The 20,775-nt window shown below is 41.5% G+C and carries 18 protein-coding genes and 6 tRNA genes; 16 read left to right on the top strand and 8 right to left on the bottom strand.

The genetic code is table 11. The annotated features are described in order from the left end of the window. Positions 1-5 precede the first annotated feature (5 nt). A complete protein-coding gene (locus M5F03_RS14070; RefSeq protein ID WP_078194136.1) occupies positions 6-998 on the top strand; it encodes a DUF2804 domain-containing protein in 993 nt (330 codons plus the stop codon). Between the two features lie 51 nt (positions 999-1,049). Here M5F03_RS14070 and M5F03_RS14065 read toward each other — a convergent pair whose 3' ends face one another. Next, entirely contained in the window at positions 1,050-1,925 is an 876-nt protein-coding gene (locus tag M5F03_RS14065; protein WP_078191325.1) for a metal-dependent hydrolase, read from the bottom strand. A gap of 145 nt (positions 1,926-2,070) precedes the next feature. Here M5F03_RS14065 and M5F03_RS14060 point away from each other — a divergent pair, with 145 nt between their 5' ends. Beyond that, positions 2,071-3,099 (top strand): helix-turn-helix transcriptional regulator, encoded by a 1,029-nt coding sequence (locus M5F03_RS14060; protein WP_249708686.1) that lies wholly within the window; start codon positions 2,071-2,073, stop codon positions 3,097-3,099. Positions 3,100-3,183: 84 nt separating this feature from the next. Here the strand turns inward: M5F03_RS14060 and M5F03_RS14055 are convergent, their stop codons facing one another. Further along, on the bottom strand, positions 3,184-4,518 hold the full coding sequence (locus tag M5F03_RS14055) for a Na+/H+ antiporter NhaC family protein (protein ID WP_249708684.1): 1,335 nt from the start codon (positions 4,516-4,518) through the stop codon (positions 3,184-3,186). 363 nt (positions 4,519-4,881) lie between these two features. Between M5F03_RS14055 and trpA the strand changes: the two genes are divergently transcribed. Genes trpA through M5F03_RS14035 form a run of 4 tightly spaced genes read left to right on the top strand, consistent with a single transcriptional unit; the run spans position 4,882 to position 8,832 of the window. Continuing rightward, positions 4,882-5,685, top strand: coding sequence for a tryptophan synthase subunit alpha (trpA, locus tag M5F03_RS14050; protein WP_249708682.1), 804 nt, complete (start codon positions 4,882-4,884; stop codon positions 5,683-5,685). Next, complete coding sequence (gene accD / locus M5F03_RS14045; RefSeq protein ID WP_111885388.1) at positions 5,682-6,578, top strand: acetyl-CoA carboxylase, carboxyltransferase subunit beta; 897 nt, start codon at positions 5,682-5,684, stop codon at positions 6,576-6,578. The genes trpA and accD overlap by 4 nt, the downstream gene beginning before the upstream one ends. Then, entirely contained in the window at positions 6,575-7,858 is a 1,284-nt protein-coding gene (folC, locus tag M5F03_RS14040) for a bifunctional tetrahydrofolate synthase/dihydrofolate synthase (RefSeq protein WP_249708681.1), read from the top strand. Before accD ends, folC begins: the two co-directional genes overlap by 4 nt. Continuing rightward, positions 7,855-8,832 carry an SPOR domain-containing protein gene (locus M5F03_RS14035; protein ID WP_180108124.1) on the top strand — a complete coding sequence of 326 codons (978 nt, stop codon included), beginning with the start codon at positions 7,855-7,857 and terminating at the stop codon, positions 8,830-8,832. The genes folC and M5F03_RS14035 overlap by 4 nt, the downstream gene beginning before the upstream one ends. Positions 8,833-8,852: 20 nt before the next feature. Here the strand turns inward: M5F03_RS14035 and M5F03_RS14030 are convergent, their stop codons facing one another. From M5F03_RS14030 to M5F03_RS14020, 3 genes are all read right to left on the bottom strand, one after another. Then, on the bottom strand, positions 8,853-9,452 hold the full coding sequence (locus tag M5F03_RS14030; RefSeq protein ID WP_249708680.1) for a dual specificity protein phosphatase family protein: 600 nt from the start codon (positions 9,450-9,452) through the stop codon (positions 8,853-8,855). After that, positions 9,442-10,269 (bottom strand): MBL fold metallo-hydrolase, encoded by an 828-nt coding sequence (locus M5F03_RS14025; RefSeq protein ID WP_249708679.1) that lies wholly within the window; start codon positions 10,267-10,269, stop codon positions 9,442-9,444. Before M5F03_RS14025 ends, M5F03_RS14030 begins: the two co-directional genes overlap by 11 nt. A gap of 294 nt (positions 10,270-10,563) precedes the next feature. Further along, a complete protein-coding gene (locus tag M5F03_RS14020) occupies positions 10,564-11,199 on the bottom strand; it encodes a peroxiredoxin (RefSeq protein ID WP_078194127.1) in 636 nt (211 codons plus the stop codon). Between the two features lie 337 nt (positions 11,200-11,536). Here M5F03_RS14020 and secA point away from each other — a divergent pair, with 337 nt between their 5' ends. From secA to M5F03_RS13970, 10 genes are all read left to right on the top strand, one after another. After that, complete coding sequence (gene secA, locus M5F03_RS14015) at positions 11,537-14,260, top strand: preprotein translocase subunit SecA (protein WP_111885392.1); 2,724 nt, start codon at positions 11,537-11,539, stop codon at positions 14,258-14,260. Between the two features lie 144 nt (positions 14,261-14,404). Continuing rightward, positions 14,405-14,761: a hypothetical protein gene (locus M5F03_RS14010; RefSeq protein WP_078194125.1), complete on the top strand. Its 357-nt coding sequence runs from the start codon at positions 14,405-14,407 to the stop codon at positions 14,759-14,761. Between the two features lie 160 nt (positions 14,762-14,921). Further along, positions 14,922-16,142 (top strand): bifunctional glutamate N-acetyltransferase/amino-acid acetyltransferase ArgJ, encoded by a 1,221-nt coding sequence (argJ, locus tag M5F03_RS14005; protein WP_180085460.1) that lies wholly within the window; start codon positions 14,922-14,924, stop codon positions 16,140-16,142. Positions 16,143-16,295: 153 nt separating this feature from the next. Further along, positions 16,296-17,363 carry a quinolinate synthase NadA gene (nadA, locus tag M5F03_RS14000; RefSeq protein ID WP_111885394.1) on the top strand — a complete coding sequence of 356 codons (1,068 nt, stop codon included), beginning with the start codon at positions 16,296-16,298 and terminating at the stop codon, positions 17,361-17,363. A 154-nt stretch (positions 17,364-17,517) separates the two neighbouring features. Then, a tRNA-Pro gene (locus tag M5F03_RS13995) sits at positions 17,518-17,594 on the top strand. Positions 17,595-17,639: 45 nt separating this feature from the next. Then, a tRNA-Arg gene (locus M5F03_RS13990) sits at positions 17,640-17,716 on the top strand. Between the two features lie 44 nt (positions 17,717-17,760). After that, a tRNA-His gene (locus tag M5F03_RS13985) sits at positions 17,761-17,836 on the top strand. 3 nt (positions 17,837-17,839) lie between these two features. Continuing rightward, positions 17,840-17,916 (top strand) — tRNA-Pro (locus M5F03_RS13980). Between the two features lie 105 nt (positions 17,917-18,021). Next, positions 18,022-18,097: transfer RNA gene (locus tag M5F03_RS13975), tRNA-His, on the top strand. 17 nt (positions 18,098-18,114) lie between these two features. Further along, positions 18,115-18,191 (top strand) — tRNA-Pro (locus M5F03_RS13970). Positions 18,192-18,305: 114 nt separating this feature from the next. On the opposite strand, the gene yfiB is transcribed toward M5F03_RS13970, so the two are convergent. Genes yfiB through yfiR form a run of 3 tightly spaced genes read right to left on the bottom strand, consistent with a single transcriptional unit; the run spans position 18,306 to position 20,508 of the window. Beyond that, a complete protein-coding gene (gene yfiB / locus M5F03_RS13965) occupies positions 18,306-18,785 on the bottom strand; it encodes an outer membrane lipoprotein YfiB (RefSeq protein WP_180005407.1) in 480 nt (159 codons plus the stop codon). An 8-nt stretch (positions 18,786-18,793) separates the two neighbouring features. Further along, a complete protein-coding gene (dgcN, locus tag M5F03_RS13960) occupies positions 18,794-20,011 on the bottom strand; it encodes a diguanylate cyclase DgcN/YfiN (RefSeq protein WP_249708678.1) in 1,218 nt (405 codons plus the stop codon). After that, entirely contained in the window at positions 20,008-20,508 is a 501-nt protein-coding gene (gene yfiR, locus M5F03_RS13955; protein ID WP_078194120.1) for a regulatory sequestration protein YfiR, read from the bottom strand. Before yfiR ends, dgcN begins: the two co-directional genes overlap by 4 nt. Positions 20,509-20,775 lie beyond the last annotated feature (267 nt).

Below are 20,775 nucleotides of genomic sequence, written 5' to 3'. Positions count from 1 at the left end.
CGTATATGGATTTAATACGGCCGAATGGACAGCCGCATTATGGGCGTTTTAGTGAACTTCCCAATCGCATCGATTTAAGTAAGTATGAATATAAGACACCGTATGGAAAACGACTTCAAGGTTGGCGTAAGCGTTTAAAATATAAAAAATTTAAATTTTGTTGTATTCAGCATGAACATTATACGATTGGTCTAGCGATCGCCGATATCGCGTGGGCGGGGCACGGTTTTGTCTATGTGTATGATCATATTACGAATGAAGTGTTGGAATGGAATTCGATTAATTTCCTATCACGCAATACCGTTTTAGATGAACAACCTTTATTTAATCAGAGTCATTTTATTAAGTCAGGGATTCAACTGGACATTCAGCATGCCAATGGTGTGCGATACATTCAAATGTCAAAACATGGCGAACTCAAACTGAGCGCTCGAGTGTTTTGCGCAGGGACTGATCCACTGAGTATGTGTAGCCCTACAGGGATTAATGGTTGGACCTATACTCAAAAATTGACGACGTTAGGCTGTGAAGGTTTCTTTATCAATAAGCAAGGCAAGACCATTCAATTCCATGACCGGACATTGGTGTCTTTAGATGATACCTGTGGTTTTCTTCGTCCTGAAACCGCATGGTTCTGGCTGTCGTGTAACTTTTGGGATAGTCAAAATCGACGCGTTGGGATCAATCTTGCCTCTGGGGTAAATGAAAGCTTTGGTAATGAAAATTGTCTGTGGGTCAATGGACATCTATATGCCATGTCTGATGTGCTGTTCCAGCAACAAGGCGATAATCAATGGAATATTAGTTCATTAGATAACAGCTTAAATTTGATTGTCACCACAGGTTGGCGGCGCTATGAAAACCTGAATTTAAGATTGGTTGGTAGTCAATTCAGTCAATGGCAGGCAAAAATTAGCGGTACAATTCAACGTGATGGCGAAGAAATTGTATTCTTAAATGAATATGGTTTACTTGAGCAGCACTATGCCAAATGGTGAGTCTAAGCCTATAAAAAAGCCGCAATCGATGCGGCTTTTTTTATTCAATTTTTATTTTGCAGCTTGCCAAAACACTTCTGCAGCTTGAATTGGATCATTGGTTTCTTCATAAGTTTTTAACCAAAGATCATAATTTTGCACAATGGGATGCTGACTCGGATGGAAGTCTTTTTTAAACCAATCTCGATATGGCTTGCTCATTCGGGTGAGGGTGCCATTTTTACCAAAGAACCACGGTAAGCCTTTCATATTTAATTTTAAACGTTCAGTGAAACTGAAGCCGTCATGTTTCAGCATCACATTGGCACGGTATAAGGTAAAGCCGAGCATCAATCCACTGGTCCAAACCAAAGTGAATTTCTTTAAATTTTCATCGACCTTAGCCACATCTTTCATCACATCAAAAGCCACATCGCGATGTTCCATTTCTTCTATCGCATGCCAAATAAATAATGCACGGACATAAGGATGCGCAGATTCTAGTACGGACTTTTGGCTACAGAACGTTTCAGCCATCAGCGCAGTCAAATGCTCGGCAGAAGCCGTCATGGCAATGTTGTATTCAGGTGAGCGTTTGCTCAGTTCAAATTTAAAAATTTTATTCAGACGTTTAATGAACGCATCGACAGGCATGCCTTGTTGTTTCATCAACATATTCATTTTGTCATGCGCCATACCGTGCTGCGCTTCTTGACGAATAAAGTCAGCGACACGTTGCTGTAAATCAGGGTCTTGAATTTGACTGCGGAACAGTCGTACAGATTCAATAAAATAGCGCTCGCCATCAGGAAAGGTCAGGCTCAAGGCATCAAACATACGAGTTAAAAAGGGGTCTCCGCCAAACCAATAGCGCGGGATTTCTTCCAACTTAAAATTTAGTTTTGTGCGAACAATGGGTTCGACTTGATATTTGACGATAGCATTCATGATATTTTTTCTGTGCGAGTCGTATTGATTGCAGTATGTCGGAGAAATTGCACTTTGTTTTGACAGATATTGCCAATTTTTATACATTTTACGCCATGATGAAAATATAAAATGTCAGAATTGGCAGGTCAGAAAGAGGGGAGAGATGGCTGAAATTCAGATCCCAAATGGTTACTTCCAACTGTGGAATATGGTCTTAATTGAGCGTGAATTAAACTATACACAGCTCGAATGGATTGCCCCGTATGCTGCGCAAATTCAGCATGTGCTGTCTTTGCCGATCGACTCTCAATCGCCGAATTCTTTTTTTAACAGCATCATGCAACTGACTCAGCAGCATCTGGATTGTCCGCAATTGGTTTTTGAAATGGCCAAGTATATTCGTGCGGAGCATTTTGGGGTGTTAGGCTATATGGCGACACTGAGTAATAGCGTTGCAGATGCTTTGCAATATGTGATGCGATTTAGTCGTTTGGTGATTGATGGGGCGCAAATTGTGCCAATGAATATGAGCCATCAAGATCATCAAATTATTCTGTCTTGGCCACAGCATGATGATGAATATGCTTTGGTGAATGAGTTGACCATGGCCTGTATGGCACATTTGGCCAAGCAAATTTTTCCAGATTCTTTAAAGTTACTCTGCATTCATTTTGCCCATGCGCCGCGGATGGCACGTTATCACTATGAAAAGTTTTATGGCTGCCAAATGGAATTTTCGACCCTTAAATATTCATTTGTGATTCATGCCGATAGTTTGGATTTAAAGTCAGAACTTGCTGATCCGTCACTGATGCAATTGTTATTACGTCAAGCCGAAGAGGCGATAGCTGCTCGTTCGCAACATTCAGATCCAATTCAACAGATGCAACAATGCATAGCAGATTATCTCAAATTACAGCAGCAAGCCCCTAAAATAGAATGGTTAGCAGAGGAGTTACATCTGTCAGTCAGAACCCTGCAACGACAGTTACAGGAGAAAGGCACTTCGTTTAAACGGCTTTTGGAGCTTGAACGGATGAAACGCTGTGAATATCTACTTTCACAGCAAACCCATTTGACAGATATCGCTTTACAGCTAGGTTATTCAGATCAGTCTGCTTTGGCACGTGCTTTTAAGGCATATAGCGGAGAGACATTATTAGCGCGAAAAAAAGCCTTGAGATTAGAATAAAACGTGCAGATTGCTCGTTAAGAAAAGCCTTTCAAACAACATTAAAAAAAGCGGTCAAACGACCGCTTTTCTTTAAAGCCAAACTTATGCCGCAGCTTTTAATTTTGGATACCGAAGTAAAATGGCAAGGATGGCAAAGATTGCCAAGACCCAACAGTAATACACACTACCAATCAGTTCCACAGGCGAAAGTTTTGCGATCGAACAAGCCAGTAACAGCTGTGCGCCATAAGGAATGAGACCTTGGACTACGCAAGAGAAAATGTCCAAAAGTGCAGCAGCACGTTTAGGGTCTACACCATATTCTTTCGCGACTTCACGTGCCATGTCACCAGATAAAATAATTGCGACAGTGTTGTTTGCTACAAATAGGTTGGAGAAAATCACCAAGAAACTGATACCAATTTCACCTGCGCGTTCAGCACCAACTTTAAAGCAGCGTGTCATGCTGTAAATACGTTGAATCAGCCATTCTAAACCGCCTTCTTTTTGCATAATGGCAGAAATACCACCTAAGAAAATAGAAAGCAGGGCAACTTCAAACATGCCGGTAAAGCCCTCATAAATAGAATTATTTAAGCTTAAAAAATTAAATTCAGGTTGAATGACCAAACCAATCAAGCTAGACAGTAAGACACCAATAGTCAGTACAGCAAGCACGTGCAAACGTGAAAAGGCCAAAATAAATACGGCTAAATACGGCAAGATCAGCCACGCATTATAGGCTTTGTGTTCAATCGCTTGTGAGCCTTGACTCATGAATAAATAAATACAGATGCTGACGATCGATGCAGGAACAGCAATCCAAACATTGACCTTAAATTTATCGCGAAGTTGAACTTTTTGACTGTTCGTTGCAGCAATGGTGGTATCTGAAATCATCGACAGATTATCACCAAACATAGCACCGCCGACCACAGCACCAATGGCATACACCACTTCAATTTCGGTGACTTGAGTAAAACCAAAGGCAATTGGTGCACAGGCTGCAATAGTACCCATGGAGGTTCCCATCGCTGTGGCAATAAAGGCCGCAATAATAAACAGCATGGGCAGCACGAACTCAGGCGCAATCATCGATAGTCCCAACTGCACTGTTGCATCGACACTACCGATGGCACTGCTGACACTGGCAAAAGCACCAGCGAGCATAAAGACCATGAACATTAAGATCAAATTCGGGTGGCTAGCACCTTTCATAAATGTATCAATCGCGTCATTTATCTTGCCGCGATAGAGCAAAATTGCCAATACAATTGCAGGAAGAGCAGCGACTGGGGCTTTCACTTGATAGAACGCAAACTCAGTTCCAATGATGGAATGGTAAATACCACTGCCCAAAAAAATGGTCAGAAAAACAATAAGCGGGAGCAGTGCAAATGCCCGAGCAGGCACTTTCACTTGTGAATCGGAGGACATAGGAGATAAAAAAATAAAAGTATGCGGCTAGTATAAAGCAGGTTTTGCAATTTAAGGAAAATTAAAATGTAAATGCTAAGCCTGTTATTTTTAACATTTTTTTGATGATAAAATTAAGTTAATCTAAAACCTTATAATTTTGCCAGATCCTAAAATTAGGCATCTTTGATCATTGTGAAAAAAACTGAAATATCGGTAAATGATGCTTTCGGGTTGTTCTGGAAAATTATGTTTGCATGAGAAATGCCGACTGAGGATTGTATGCCCTGTTCAATGGGTAAAAAATAGCGTTACAATGCGATGTCTTGTATTTCGACAAAACCCACATCATAGTTTTGATTCATTCAAGGAAAGTATAACCCTATGTCACGTTTAGCCACTCGATTTGGAACGCTTAAATCTCAACAGCGTAAGGCCTTGGTTTCTTATGTTATGGCTGGTGACCCTCATCCACAAGTAACGGTACCTTTGTTACATCAAATGGTTGAGGCAGGTGTAGATGTGATCGAATTAGGTCTTCCATTTTCAGACCCAATGGCGGATGGTCCTGTTATTGCACTTGCTGCTGAGCGTGCGCTTGCTGGGGGAACCAATACTCTAGATGCCTTGAACATGGTGAAAGAGTTCCGTAAAAACGATTCAGAAACACCGGTAGTACTGATGGGCTATTTAAACCCCGTTGAAGTAATCGGCTATGAAAAGTTTGTTGCCTATGCACATGAATGCGGTGTAGATGGCGTGCTCTTGGTGGACCTTCCACCAGAAGAAGCAAAAGATCTAGATGTAGTATTGAAAAAATACGACATGGATCAAATCTTCTTACTTGCGCCAACATCCACTGATGAACGTATTCAGCATGTGGTGAAACAAGCCAGTGGATTTATCTACTATGTTTCTTTGAAAGGTGTGACAGGTGCAGCGACGTTAGACGTTGCTGAAGCTGCGGCACGTATTCAAAAAATCAAGTCGTATACTCAGGTACCTGTCGGCGTTGGCTTTGGTATCAGTGATGCAGCATCTGCGAAAGCCATGGGTGTTGCTGCAGATGCGGTGATTGTAGGTAGTGCTTTTGTTAAACAATTTGCAAACTTAGCGCCAGAACAAGCTGTAATCGAAACAGTGAATAAAGTGAAGGAGCTTCGAGCTGCGCTCGATGAGTTAGTATGAGTCAAGACGCAAAAACAGGCAAAATTCTGAGCGCATCTACGCCATGGACAGAGCGTGCGGTACCAGGTATTCATGTACCTGATGAACAGCAAGCATTAAAGGCGACATTTACTGAGCCGACGATTGAATGTCCTGAGTGTCATGCACTTGTGACTCGTACTGCAATGTCATTTAATGCCTACGTTTGTCCGCAGTGTGATGAACACTTGCGAATGAAAGCGCGTGATCGTTTGAACTGGTTCTTTGACCAAGTACAAAAAGAATTGGGTCAAGAATTTAAAGCCAAAGATCCACTGAAATTTGTTGATAGCAAAGCGTATCCAGACCGTATGTCTGAAGCGCAGAAGAAAACCGGTGAAACAGAAGCTTTAGTGGTGATGCAAGGAACGCTGAAAGGCATTCCAATGATTGCAACCGCATTTGAATTTGATTTCATGGGCGGTTCAATGGGTACTGTTGTCGGTGACCGTTTTGTTCAAGCAGCTGAACTTGCGATTAAATCCAAACAACCACTTATTTGCTTTGCTGCCTCTGGTGGTGCGCGTATGCAAGAAGGCATGTTGTCTTTAATGCAAATGGCGCGTACTTCTGCTGCCATCCAAAAAATGAAAGATGCAGGCTTGCCTTATCTAGTGGTGCTGACACATCCAGTCTATGGTGGTGTGACTGCATCATTGGCAATGCTCGGTGATGTTCATTTGGCTGAGCCGAAAGCCATGATTGGTTTTGCTGGTAAGCGTGTAATTGAGCAAACTGTACGTGAAAAATTGGAAGAACCGTTCCAACGTGCAGAATACTTGCTTGATCATGGTGTAGTCGATCAAATTGTTCATCGTCATGCATTACGTGATACAGTTTATCGTATTGTAGCGAAATTGATGAACTTGCCTTGAACACAGCACCACTTGCAACTGATTCTTTAAACACATGGCTCGATTATTGGAGCCATGTTCATGTTACGGGTATTGATTTAGGACTGGAGCGGGTAATTCCTGTTGCAGATCGATTGGGCGTAACTCAGCCTGATGCCAAAGTTCTGACGGTTGCTGGAACCAATGGGAAAGGCTCAACCACAACGACATTGGCTGCCATTTTAAATGCGCAAGGTTATAATGTGGGTTTATACCAATCACCGCATATCTATCGATTCAATGAACGTGTAAAGCTTCAAGGTGTTGAAGTGGCTGACCAAACCCTGATTGATGCTTTTGTAGCTGTTGATCAGGCGCGTCGTGAATGTGAATTAAGTTTATCTTTTTTTGAAGCGACCACTTTGGCCGCTTTTGTTATTTTTAAACAACAACATTGCGATGTATGGGTACTTGAAGTAGGCCTAGGTGGTCGACTTGATGTGGTCAATGTCGTCGATCCAGATGTTGCAGTGATTACCAATATTGGTTTAGACCATACCGATTGGTTGGGCGACACCATTGAAAAAATTGCTTTTGAGAAAGCAGGGATTATTCGTCCAAATATTCCCGTGATTTTTGGTGGACAGCAAGTACTGCCTGAAGCCATTCGTCAAAAAGCAGAAGATTGCCAAGCTGCTTTACATGTACTCAATCGTGATTATTTTTATCAGTACAGTGATGATGGACAATCTTGGATGTTTGCCTCATCAGGTTCAACCTTAAAACTCCCCGTGGGTTCTTTGGCACTCGAAAATATCTCTACGGCTGTAGCAGCAATATTGGCCAGTGGTTTAGAGGTCTCTCAGCAGTCGATCGCTCAGGGGATTATCAATGCCAAGTTACAAGGCCGTTTTGAAGTTAGAGAAATTGCAGGTAAAACGGTGATTTTCGATGCGGGACATAACCCGCATGGTGTTGAATTTTTGTTAAAGCAATTGCGAAATTTCCTCCAGTACAATAAACAATACACAGAAGTGATCAGCGTTTTCTCCATGCTGACTGATAAAGACATAAATTCTGTCGTTAACTTATTGAAAGATACGGTAAGAATGTGGAAAATTGCACAATTAAATGTGCCACGTGCGGCATCTATCACACAATTGGATAGCGCACTGCAGCATCAAGTCGTAGAACATTATGACAATGTGCAATTAGCTTTTAAGTCCGCGCTGGAAGAAATAAAGAATAATCAGCTGATTCTGGTATGTGGTTCATTTCATACCTTAGAAGCGGTATGGGAGTATCTGGAAGAATGTCAATGAATAACAAACAACGCTGGATGGGTGGTGTTGTTTTATTAGGTGGTGGTGTACTGCTGGCCGCACTTTTACTTAAAGGCAAAGAAGAAATACATCAAAATCAAAGCCAAACCCCTGAAATGGCTCAAGTTGAGCAACAAGGTCAGGGTGCGGGTAAAATGTCATCATTGACTGTTGATGTTGAAACTGAAAAGCGTTTGCTCGAAGAACAACGACGTACCCGTGAAAAATCGGTTGCGGAGCAAGAAGCACGTGCAGCAGAATTTTTAGCGATGCAACAACAAGCGGAAGCGGATGCAGCACGTAAAGCAGCAGAAGAATATGCGGCTTTAAACGCACATCGTTCAGCTCAACAAAGTTCGGATAATATTCCGCCCGAATTGGTTGAAGATGAAAAAGCAAAGCAAAAGCGTTTAGCTGAGGATAAGTTGGCGGCTCAAAAAAAGTTAGAGAGTCAGTCGGCGCAGCAAAAGGCTGATCAGGCACGTATCGCAGCAGAAAAACAAAAAGCTGAAGCAAAACGTAAAGCGGACGCTCAAAAAGAAGCTGAACGTAAAGCACATGCTGAAGCTGAGAAAAAAGCTGCAGATAAGAAAGCAGCCGAAGCGAAGCAACAAGCTGAAGAAAAGCGTAAAGCCGAAGAAAAACACAAGGCGGAAGAAAAGCGTAAAGCCGAAGCCAAGAAAAAAGCTGAAGCTGAAAAAGCACGTGATCTGTTGGAAAATGGCGATAAGCAATGGATGGTACAAGTTGCACTGGCTGCCAATGAAGCCAATGCAGATGCCGTCGCTGCAAAATTACGTGCAAAAGGCTATAAAGTGACAAAGAGTCCGACATCTAAAGGTATTCGTATTATGGTCGGCCCTTCGAAGGACCGTGATGCTGCGGACGCAACACGTAAAAAGATCAATTCAGATGCAAGTTTGAATATGAAATCGGCTTGGGTGATTGATTGGGTACCACTCGATAAACGTTAAGTTTATTTGAGGAATGACCTTTAATAAGATGGATTCAGTAGTTGCTGCTGAATCCATTTTACATTTTCAGGGCTGAATAATCGGTCGATATTTTTCCAAATAGGGTGGAAGCCATAGCCACCTTGTTTCATTTCACGTTTTGCTTCCTCAATGGACCAATGCTGAAAAATAATACGGTACATGGCCACACTCGCGCCTGTACGGTCTGAGCCGTGGTAGCAATGGATTAACACTTTTTGCTGCTGTTGTTTAGCTTCTTTTATGGTTTTCATCACCGCCAGTAAATCTTCACGATCGATTTGCCACGTGTGTATCGGAACATGTACAAATTTAACCTTTTGCGTATCAATGACATTTTTTAAGCGTTCTGGGTCATGGTGCCGTGAACGTAAATTTATGATCACGTCGATGTGCTGTTCTCGTAGAACAGGGGCGAGATCTGCATCAGGTTGTTCACTGCGAAATAGCATTGGGCTGATTTGATAAAAATTATGCTGTTGATGAACGACTTTCCCCCAATGCTTAGGACGTTCATTTAATGGTAATGGATTTGATGTCATGCAACCCGTGAAGCTGAAGCTAACACTGAGGAGGATCATTGGCAGGATTTTAGCGGTCATAGCTTGTGTTCTGATAGCGAGCGAGTTCGAATGGGTCATGTGCGCAGATGAGATCGATGTCCGGATGCTGCGCTAACTGCTGAATCTTATGAAGGGAGTGCAGTCGCTGTGTATTGTCGGTGGCAAATAAACGCTCAAACTGATTTAAGGCCCGCGAATGAAAATTTGGATTTAATTGATGCTGTGAGTAATAAGCATCGCCACAATATAACAACCAGCGATGCTTGTTCTTAATAGCAATACCGGCATGACCCGAGGTATGTCCCAAAAGTGGAAGCATTAAAATATCCTCTTGAAAAATAGACAGACCGGCAGTGTGTTCTAAGTTAAACCATGCTTGCGTCCCGATGTTTTCGATAAAGTTCCAATAACGATGCTGTTGGAACTGCTGTGGTCGATAGCGCAGTCGTGATTTTAAGCTATGAAGGTTTTGAGTGGCGTTATATTCACTGGCTAGCACATGCACGGTTGCCTGCGGAAAATCTGAGATCCCGCCAGCATGATCAAAATCTAGGTGTGACAACAAAATGTGTTGAACATCTTGAGCCTTAAAACCTAATTTTTGAATTTGATGAATTGCACTTAGCTGCGGATTAAATTTGATCTGCGCTGTGCGTGAAATAAACCGACCTAAACGATTTTGTGGATGCAAATAATCTTGTAAGCCCAGTCCTGTATCGACTAAGACGAGCCCTTTATCGGTTTCAATGAGCAGGCAATGACAGACCAAATGTGCGCGAAAGCCTTTCTGTCCAAATAAAGGGGCACACGTTGGACAAAAACTACCACAATGTAAATGATGAATTTGATGAATCACGGTTTGTTGTTTTCAAGTTTTTCTTAGTTATAACGGAATTGTGATGTTTAACCAATCTAATCCCAGAGAGGAATTTGTAATCAAAAAAAAGCTCATCCGAAGATGAGCAGGTTGGAGAATGCCAGAACGGGCTTGTCATTCGTTCTGAGGGGAAAACTATAAGTAACTATGGTTGTGATTCTGAGTTGGGTCAGGTGCTGCACTTAAAAATAGTTAAATTTGTACCTTCGCTTTGGTCACTCACAGCAGAGCTTCTTATCTTGCGCTCGGACAGCGTAATGCTCCGTTTTATCCTCACTTAGGTTGAGGCGTTAAACGAAGGTAAGGCGTAACTGCGTTATATCCTTGAGGAAAGCGTTGTTTGATTTCCTCTTCATCTTTTAATGACGGCACAATCACCACATCTTCACCTTGTTGCCAGTTGGCCGGTGTTGCAACTTTATGGTTGTCTGTCAGTTGCAAAGAGTCAATGACACGTAAAATTTCATGGAAGTTACGCCCTGTAGATGCAGGATAAGTAATGATTAAACGGACTTTTTTATTTGGATCGATGATCACCAAAGAGCGAACAGTTAATGTCTCGCTGGCATTGGGGTGAATGAAATCATAAAGGGTGGACACTTTACGGTCTTTGTCTGCAATGATCGGGAAGTTCACCGTGGTATTTTGAGTATTATTAATGTCGTTAATCCAACCATGATGCGACTCAACATCATCAACAGACAGGGCAATGGCCTTGACACCACGTTTGCTAAATTCATCTTTTAGTTTTGCGGTAAATCCAAGTTCTGTGGTGCAGACTGGGGTGTAATCGGCAGGATGCGAAAATAAAATGCCCCAACTGTCACCTAAAAAGTCATAAAAATGAATGCTGCCTTCGCTTGAGTCTTGAGTAAAGTCTGGTGCAGTATCACCTAAACGAATCGTCATGGAATATCCCCGTATTTATTGAATTTGTTTAACTTGAAAATAAATATGAAGGATTTTTTTTATGATTAAAAATAGTGTTTTTTCATTTCTTTATGAATATATTTCATATAAAACAGTTTTATTGGGGGATAAATGCGAAATATCTCACGACAGAGTCACTATGTTGTCTGCAGAAAATTTGTTACATTAGCTTGCCTTAAGTCTCCGGGGCTAGAACCCGAGCGCAGAATATTTAAGGGGATTTTTGTGCAAAACCCTTGTACTTCGAATTTCTAGCACCATAATAACGACTAAGAAAATATATTCATTTGACAAGCAAGATTTAGAGAGTCTATTCATGTTGGCAAGTCTGATCGGAGGAATCTTCGGTACCAAAAATGAGCGCGAACTCAAACGCATGCGTAAAATCGTAGAGAAGATTAATGCGCTCGAGCCGACGATATCTGTTCTAAGCGATGCAGACTTATCTGCAAAAACTGAAGAATTCAAAGAACGTTATAAAAAAGGCGACAGCCTTGATAAATTATTACCTGAAGCGTTTGCTGTTTGTCGTGAAGCTGCGAAGCGTGTCATGGGCATGCGTCATTATGACGTACAGCTGATTGGTGGTATTACCTTGCATGAAGGTAAGATCGCAGAGATGCGTACCGGTGAAGGTAAAACCCTCATGGGAACGCTTGCTTGTTACCTCAATGCGATTAGTGGTGAAGGTGTTCACGTGATTACGGTGAACGACTATCTCGCACAGCGTGATGCTGAATTAAACCGTCCATTATTCGAATTTTTAGGTTTAAGCATTGGGATTATTTACTCAATGCAAGACCCAACTGAAAAAGCTCAAGCGTATCGAGCTGACATTACTTACGGTACCAATAACGAATTCGGTTTCGATTACTTGCGTGACAACATGGTGTTTTCTGCTGCTGAGAAAAAACAGCGCAGCTTAACCTATGCCATCATCGATGAAGTCGATTCGATCCTGATTGATGAAGCGCGTACACCGTTGATCATTTCTGGTCAATCAGAAGACTCATCTCAGTTGTATGCTGCAATTAACAGCATTCCACCAAAACTTCATGCACAAAAAGAAGAGAAGGTACCAGATGGTGGTCACTTCTGGATTGACGAAAAACAGCGCTCTGTAGAAATGACCGAAGTCGGTTATGAAACTGTTGAAGCTGAATTGATTCAAATGGGCTTGCTTGCTGAAGGTGAAAGTTTATATTCATCTGCTAATTTAAACTTGGTACACCATGTTTCTGCGGCCATTCGTGCGCATTACCTATACCAACGCAACGTGCATTACATCATCCACGAAGGTGAAGTGATCATTGTCGATGAAAACACTGGTCGTACCATGCCGGGTCGCCGTTGGTCAGAAGGTTTGCATCAAGCAGTAGAAGCAAAAGAAGGTTTGGAAATTCAACCTGAAAACCAAACTTTAGCAACTACAACATTCCAGAACTATTTCCGTCTATACAAAAAATTATCAGGTATGACGGGTACTGCAGATACTGAAGCTGCAGAAATGAAAGAAATTTATGGCTTGGATGTTGTACTTATTCCAACCCATCGCCCAATGATTCGTAATGACCAAAACGATTTAATCTATTTAAACCGTGAAGGTAAATACAACGCCATCATTCAAGAAATTCAACGTATTCATGAAGCGGGTGTTGCGCCGATTCTGATTGGTACAGCAACCATTGAAGCCTCTGAAATTTTATCAGATAAGCTGAAAGAAGCTGGTATTCAACATGAAGTACTTAATGCGAAACAACATGAGCGCGAAGCGGATATTATTGCGCAAGCAGGTTCACCTCGTGCAGTGACCATTGCGACTAACATGGCTGGTCGTGGTACTGATATTCTGTTAGGTGGTAACTGGAAAGCGTTGCTGGCGAAGATTGAAGAGCCGACTGAAGCAGACGAAGCACGTTTGAAAGCAGAGTGGGAACAAAATCATGAAATGGTGCTGAACTCTGGCGGTTTACATATTATCGGTTCAGAACGTCATGAATCTCGTCGTATCGATAACCAGTTACGTGGTCGTGCGGGCCGTCAAGGTGACCCAGGTGTGTCACGTTTCTACTTGTCGCTTGAAGATGACTTGATGCGTATCTTCGCAGGTGATCGCGTAGTTGCAATGATGCGTGCCATGGGTCTGAAAGAAGATGAAGCCATTGAGCATAAAATGGTTTCACGCTCGATTGAAAATGCACAACGTAAAGTCGAAGCACGTAACTTCGATATTCGTAAAAATTTATTGAAATACGATGACGTAAACAACGAACAACGTAAGATTATTTACTCTCAGCGTGATGAAATTCTTGTTGAACCGTCTTTACAAGATTACATCGAAACGATGATTCAGGATGTGACTAAAGGCATGATCGAAATATATATTCCACCTGAGTCTATTCACGATCAGTGGGATATTGAAGGTCTTGAAAAGGCGCTACGTGAAGATCTATCGATTGAATTGCCAATTTCGCAGTGGTTAGAGCAAGATCGTCGTTTGGATGAAGAGGCTTTGGTTGAACGTATTACTGATGAAGTTCTTCAGCACTACCGTTCACGTCGTACGCAAATGGGTGACGAAACGGCTGCAATGCTCGAACGTCACTTTATGTTGAATTCATTGGACCGCCATTGGAAAGAGCATTTGGCAGCAATGGATTACTTACGTCAAGGGATTCATTTACGTGGTTATGCGCAGAAAAATCCTGAGCAAGAATACAAAAAAGAAGCCTTTAATTTATTTGTAAACATGCTTGCTGTGATTAAGTCAGATGTCGTGACAGATTTATCTCGTATTCATGTGCCTACAGCCGAAGAGCTTGCAGAAATGGAAGCTCAAAAACAGGCTCAAGCTGAATCAATGAATCTTCAATTGTCACACAATGACTTTGATAATTTGTTGGCTGAAGCCAACGGTAATGATGTTATCGATGCGCAATATACACCTGCAGAGCAAGTGATTGTTCCGCCAGAAAGTCGTAACTCGCCTTGCCCATGTGGTTCAGGTCTAAAATATAAACAATGTCACGGTAAAATCTAAACAGCATTGTTTAATTTCAAATAAATCAGAGCCTTCGCGCTCTGATTTTTTATTTACACTACTAATCTGACCTGAATAGTATTTGCAGTTCAGTAGATTAAATGTTATTTAGTTTCTATCAATAACCGTAAGACGGAAAAGACAATGAAAAAAGTACTAAAACCGTTCATGATTGCTGCTTTGGCTTTGCCAACTTTTGCCTTTGCAAACGCTCCTCAGACGACTTCTTTAGAGAAAGTTCAACAAGCAGTTGGTCCAACAACAACTCAAGTACAGGTTGGTACTGACGGTCAAGTGACTGTAGCAAGCCCGCGTACGGGTATTCGTTATACCTTTGCCAATCCAAATCGTCCAATCGTATTGCAAACTGCAAAAATTGCAGCAGCCAATGCGGCGAATGCTGACCGTATTGTGGCTGAAAACCCAGCCCTTTCTGCTGCGAGTCAACAAAAAGCGAAACAAGTGCTTCTTGATGAAGCAACTCAGCTGGCGCGTAACTAATTTACGACGAACAGCGATAAAGACCAGTCGAAAGGCTGGTTTTTTTATGTGCAAAAGAAATCCACAATAAAATTACAGCAAAACCGTGCTTCTGCTCGATTTTTTATAGATTTTGCACTAAGCTGTATTTTTTATAACTCATATAGTTGGACGTTGAAAAATGGCAGTTGGTGACGTATCTATGCCACAGATGCATGTGGTGAAAGGTGTAAAAATCGGTTCGGCTGAAGCATATGTGCGCTATCAGAACCGACGTGACCTTGTCATTTTTGAATTTGCTGAAGGTTCTAATGTCGCAGGCGTTTTTACTCAAAATGCATTTTGTGCAGCACCGGTCCATATTTCGAAAGCGCACTTATTGGCAGGTAATCCACGTTATTTAGTGATTAACACCGGAAATGCCAATGCCGGTACTGGCAAAATCGGCATGGCAAATGCTGAGGCGACGTGTGCGAAACTGGCAGAACTGACAGGTGTTCAAAATACAGAAGTTCTTCCATTTTCAACGGGTGTAATTGGCGAGCAATTACCTATTGATCGTTTGGTTCAAGGCTTGCAACCAGCATTAGATAGTTTGCAGGAAGATGCATGGTTGGATGCGGCAACGGGCATTATGACCACAGATACCACACCTAAAGGTGCATCTGAACAATTTGAGTTAGATGGCGTCCTGTATACCATGACAGGTATTTCTAAAGGCGCTGGCATGATTCGTCCAAATATGGCGACCATGTTGAGCTATGTGGCAACTGATGCACCCATTAGCCGTGAGCTGGTGCAACAGCTTTTGAAAACCACAGTTAACCTGTCGTTTAACCGTATTACGGTGGATGGTGACACTTCGACCAATGACTCATGTATTTTGATTGCAACGGGCCAAGCTGGTGGCGTAGAAATTACTTCAGAATCAGATTCACGTTATGCTGCTGTTTTAGACGTGTTAACACGTGTAATGAAACGTCTTGCACAGCTCATTGTCCGTGATGGTGAAGGTGCGACGAAGTTTATTACTGTGGCGGTAGAAGGCGGCGCAGATACTCAAGAATGTTGTGATATTGCTTATAGCATTGCACATTCACCGTTGGTTAAAACTGCAATCTTCGCATCAGATCCAAACTGGGGCCGTATTTTGGCAGCTATTGGTTATGCAGGTGTGCCAAACTTAGATGTTGAAAAAATTCAGGTCTGGTTAGGTGATGTTCAAATCTGTAAAGACGGTGGTGCCGCAGCAGATTATACCGAAGCAGCAGGGGCTGCAGAGATGGAGAAATCTGAGATCACGATCCGTGTAGATTTAGGACGTGGCAGTGCGCGAGATACTGTGTATACCTGTGACCTGTCGTATGATTATGTCAAGATTAACGCAGATTACCGTTCATAAAATATTTGATGTTTTTGAAAAGCCTCCGTTGTGAGGCTTTTTTATAAGTGGAACTTTTTAATGACCGGTAAAAAATAGCCAAGTGCCATATTTATGGGTCAGTTGTGAAGCACCTGTGTAGTAGCAGGCATTAAGGGTAGAGAAGACGTTGTGATGAATAATGCAAACAACTTAATTGCAAATGAAGCAAAATCAATTGTACAAGCGCATTTGGATCGTTTGGGTGATGTTAAAGAGCATCACTTAACGGAAGCTGCAAAGCTTGAAAAGTTTGAATTAATTAAAGCGGAACTCAAAAAACGTAACGCTGTCCTTGTTGCACACTATTACTGTGATCCTGAAGTACAGGAACTAGCAGAACAGACCGGTGGATGCGTTTCGGATTCACTTGAAATGGCACGTTTTGGTCGGGATCATGAAGCAACGACGTTGGTGGTTGCAGGAGTGAAATTCATGGGGGAGACCTCGAAGATTTTATCTCCTGAAAAAACCGTACTGATGCCTACTCTAGAGGCAACATGCTCACTTGATTTGGGGTGTCCTGTCGATGAATTTACCAAATTTTGCGATGCACATCCGGATCATACGGTTGTGGTATATGCCAATACCTCGGCGGCAGTGAAAGCGCGTGCAGATTGGGTGGTAACCTCGAGCTGTGCTGTTGAAATTGTTGAGCATTTAGATAGTTTAGGTGAAAAAATTATTTGGGCACCCGATCAGCATCTCGGTCGCTATATTCAAAAGAAAACCGGTGCAGACATGTTGCTATGGGACGGGGCATGTATTGTCCATGAAGAGTTCCGTGCACGTGGTATTGCCAATATGAAAGCGCTGTATCCTGATGCAGCAGTTTTGGTACATCCAGAGTCACCAGAATCTGTGGTGGATATTGCAGATGCCGTCGGTAGTACTTCACAATTGATCAAGGCTGCACAAACCTTGCCACATGAACGTTTAATCGTGGCAACTGATCGCGGTATTTTTTATAAAATGCAGCAAGCTGTACCAAATAAAATTCTCATCGAAGCACCGACGGCAGGTGAGGGAGCGACTTGTCGTTCATGTGCGCATTGTCCTTGGATGGCGATGAATGAATTGGATGGCATTCTGGAAGTTTTACAAAAAGGCGATCAGGAAATTTTTGTAGATCCGGCATTGGCTGAACGTGCTAAATTGCCTTTAGATCGGATGTTGAATTTCAGCGCCAGTTTAAAACGTTAATTTTTGCTTGAAAAATGATTAAAGTGCTTGATAAATAATCGCTTGAAATGATTTTTTATGTTTTTTTGAAGATAGGTGTTGACGTTAATCAACGTCACGCCTAGAATGCACACCGTACCGCACGATATGCGATACAGCGAAAGCTGAGATGAAACGGAGCATAGCACAGCCTGGTAGTGCACCTGGTTTGGGACCAGGGGGTCGTAGGTTCGAATCCTACTGCTCCGACCAATTTCTCAAGGCAAAAATCGCGTGATAGTCTATGTCATCGGTAATGCGCCTGTAGCTCAGTTGGATAGAGCATCCGCCTTCTAAGCGGATGGTCACAGGTTCGAATCCTGTCAGGCGCGCCATTTTAATGGTGTTCTGATAATAGAATCTGAAACTTGTTGTGACGGTGGATGTAGCTCAGTTGGTAGAGCCCCGGATTGTGATTCCGGTTGTCGTGGGTTCGAATCCCATCATTCACCCCAATTCGGAGCATAGCACAGCCTGGTAGTGCACCTGGTTTGGGACCAGGGGGTCGTAGGTTCGAATCCTACTGCTCCGACCATTTTCTCAAAGAAAACGGTCGATAAAAGATACCGCATACAGCGGTTTTTTTATGCCTGTAATTTAAAATGCGTTATATTGGTTATTCACAAGCAAGAACATGATGGTGGATGTAGCTCAGTTGGTAGAGCCCCGGATTGTGATTCCGGTTGTCGTGGGTTCGAATCCCATCATTCACCCCAACTTTTAAAGTTGAAAGCGGAGCATAGCACAGCCTGGTAGTGCACCTGGTTTGGGACCAGGGGGTCGTAGGTTCGAATCCTACTGCTCCGACCATTTATTTCAAAAACAATACTGTAAAAGATGCCGCATATAGCGGTTTTTTTATGCCTAAAATTTATAAACACAATAAAAAAGCCACCATAAGGTGGCTTTTTTATATTCTGCTATTTAGGGAATGATGGTGACATTTACGCGACGGTTGATGGCACGATTGGTTTCAGTGTCATTAGAGACCATCGGCTGTTCAGCACCACGGCCAATAATTTGAATATTTGAACTGTTATAACCTTGCTTTAAAAAGACGTTTGCGACGCTTTGCGCACGTTTTTCTGACAGTTGTTGGTTGTAATTGGCTTGTCCAACATTATCCGTATGACCAATAAACTTAATTTTGTTTAGGTCATATTTAATCAGTTGAGTGGCGAGGGTATTTAGTTTGCCTTCTTGGTGAGGTTGTATTTGATAATCATCAAAACCAAATAAAAGTCGTTCTGGTAGGGCAAGTGTCCAACCATCATTGGTCAAGACAAAACCTTCTTTTTTAAGCATACGTGCTTGTTTATAGCTTAAGTTACCTAAACTCATGCAGGCTGTCATAGTAGCCGTGAATGCAAGTATAAATAAAACTTTAAATGCGTTCTTTAACATAGCAAATCCTATGAGTTGGGGCGTTGTAGTGCAATGCACCAATGATTATTAGAAAGTTTAGCATCATACATGGCGCGATCCGCATCTGCGATCAAATCTTCTGGCGATTTTGCATTTTGGATCAGTGCTACACCAATATTAGCTTGTAATGCAATATTATGTTGCTCATAAACAAATGTGGAACCATAGCAGTCATGTATTTTGTGACAAAAGACTTCGAGTTCCGTCAGGAAGTTTAAGCGATTGATAATAATTGCAAATTCATCACCACCGAGTCGCGCAACGAAAGCATCATCTGGAAGTGCTTGTTTTAAACAATGTGATGAGGCACGCAGTACTGCATCACCAGCTAAGTGTCCATATTGGTCATTCACATGTTTAAAGTTTTCAATATCGACAAAGAACACAGCAGCGTTCACTTTTAAGTCAAATAGCTCAAACAGCTTTTCATAAAAATAATTACGATTTGGCAATTGGGTTAATGCATCATGACGTGCTAGATGAATTAGCTTGTCATTTTCTGAAATCAAGTTTTTATTTGACTGTTCAATTTCACTAAGTAAACCATTAAAGGCGGTACTGAGTGCGTGTAATTCTTGAATATCAGAGTTTGAAACCCGCATTTTATAATCTTTCTTAATGCTAATGGTTTGGGCTGATTCAACAATAGAGCGAACAGATTGCATTAAGTATTGATAAACAGAATTTACCGACCAAAACACAGTAGCTAATAAAAGAATAAAACCTAAAAATAAACCCAATAAAATTTTATGGAAGAAACTAACTAAATCTGACGAGTTTCCATATACGACCAGTTCGCCGTAACTTTTCTGATCATGATGAATATCTAAACGAATCGGTTGGCTAAAAAAGAAATAATCTAAAATCGCTTGGCTAGAAAATGTTGAAATTTCTTGTTGCTCAGCATGAGCAAGCGACGCATTTTGAAGGTTGGTAATTTCTATCGATCGAATGGGATACAGTTGAGTGTATTCATTTAAAATTTGACGCATCGTTGTTTGGTCATTAAACACCACAGCCGGTTGAACACGTTCGTTAATCGCATTTGATAAAATCGTTAAGCTGTTTTTTGCATAGGTATGCATTGTATAGGTTGAAATCACCAAAAAAATCGCAGAACAAATCGTAAATGTTAAAGCAAAGATGGTGAGCTGCGAACGCGTAAATAATTGGTGTAATGTAATAGGGTTATAGAGTTGTTTCATTCAGCTGACTCCGATGACTTCGCCAGTAATAAAACGCGTGGATCAATATGTATTTGTGACTGCGTTAAGCTTTCCATATTAATTTTAAACGAATAACTCTGATTTTTTTTATACAAACAAAATGCACTGCCAGACTCACACTCACTATTGTTACTACTTAGAGAGAGGGCGGGGAAATTAACATGGTTGTTTAAAATACTTTGTTCTTCTTTTGCTGATAGATTGGAAAAAAATAAAACTTGGCAATGACTAGATTTGATGTCATTTACATTGATAGCTGTAATTTTATAAGTGCTGTGGGTTGGCGCAAGTTTTTTAAAATCATTGACTAAACTTGAATTATTAATCACACAAAATTTGGGTGAAGTGGTTTCCCACTTGGCATAACTCAAAATAGAGAAAGTGGTTGTGAAAATATTTGCTGTGGGAGCTGCATATAATAAGGGTGAAATGGAGCACGCCATTATTAAATAGGCAGTTTTTTTAAAAACAACCATACGAAATCAAAAATGTCTTAAATTAAATGGAATGAAGATTGGGTTTATATACGTTTTATTATATGAAATAGGGCGTATATAGCCCAATAATAATACAAAAGAATGTTTATGTGTTTAAAAAAACGACATGCGTAAAATAAATCATAAAAAAGGTGTTGCGTTGGATCAGAAATGCTGTAGAATGCACATCCATCGGCGGTGATGAAGATTAAAACTTCTGATAAAACAATGACTTGGTTGAATTGATTAAGTTTGGTTTTATTTGAT

The sequence above is a fragment of the Acinetobacter amyesii genome (genome assembly GCF_023499985.1).
Classification (GTDB): domain Bacteria; phylum Pseudomonadota; class Gammaproteobacteria; order Pseudomonadales; family Moraxellaceae; genus Acinetobacter; species Acinetobacter amyesii.
Note: the sequence above shows the minus strand (reverse complement) of the source record. Positions and strands in the feature narration are given on the sequence as shown.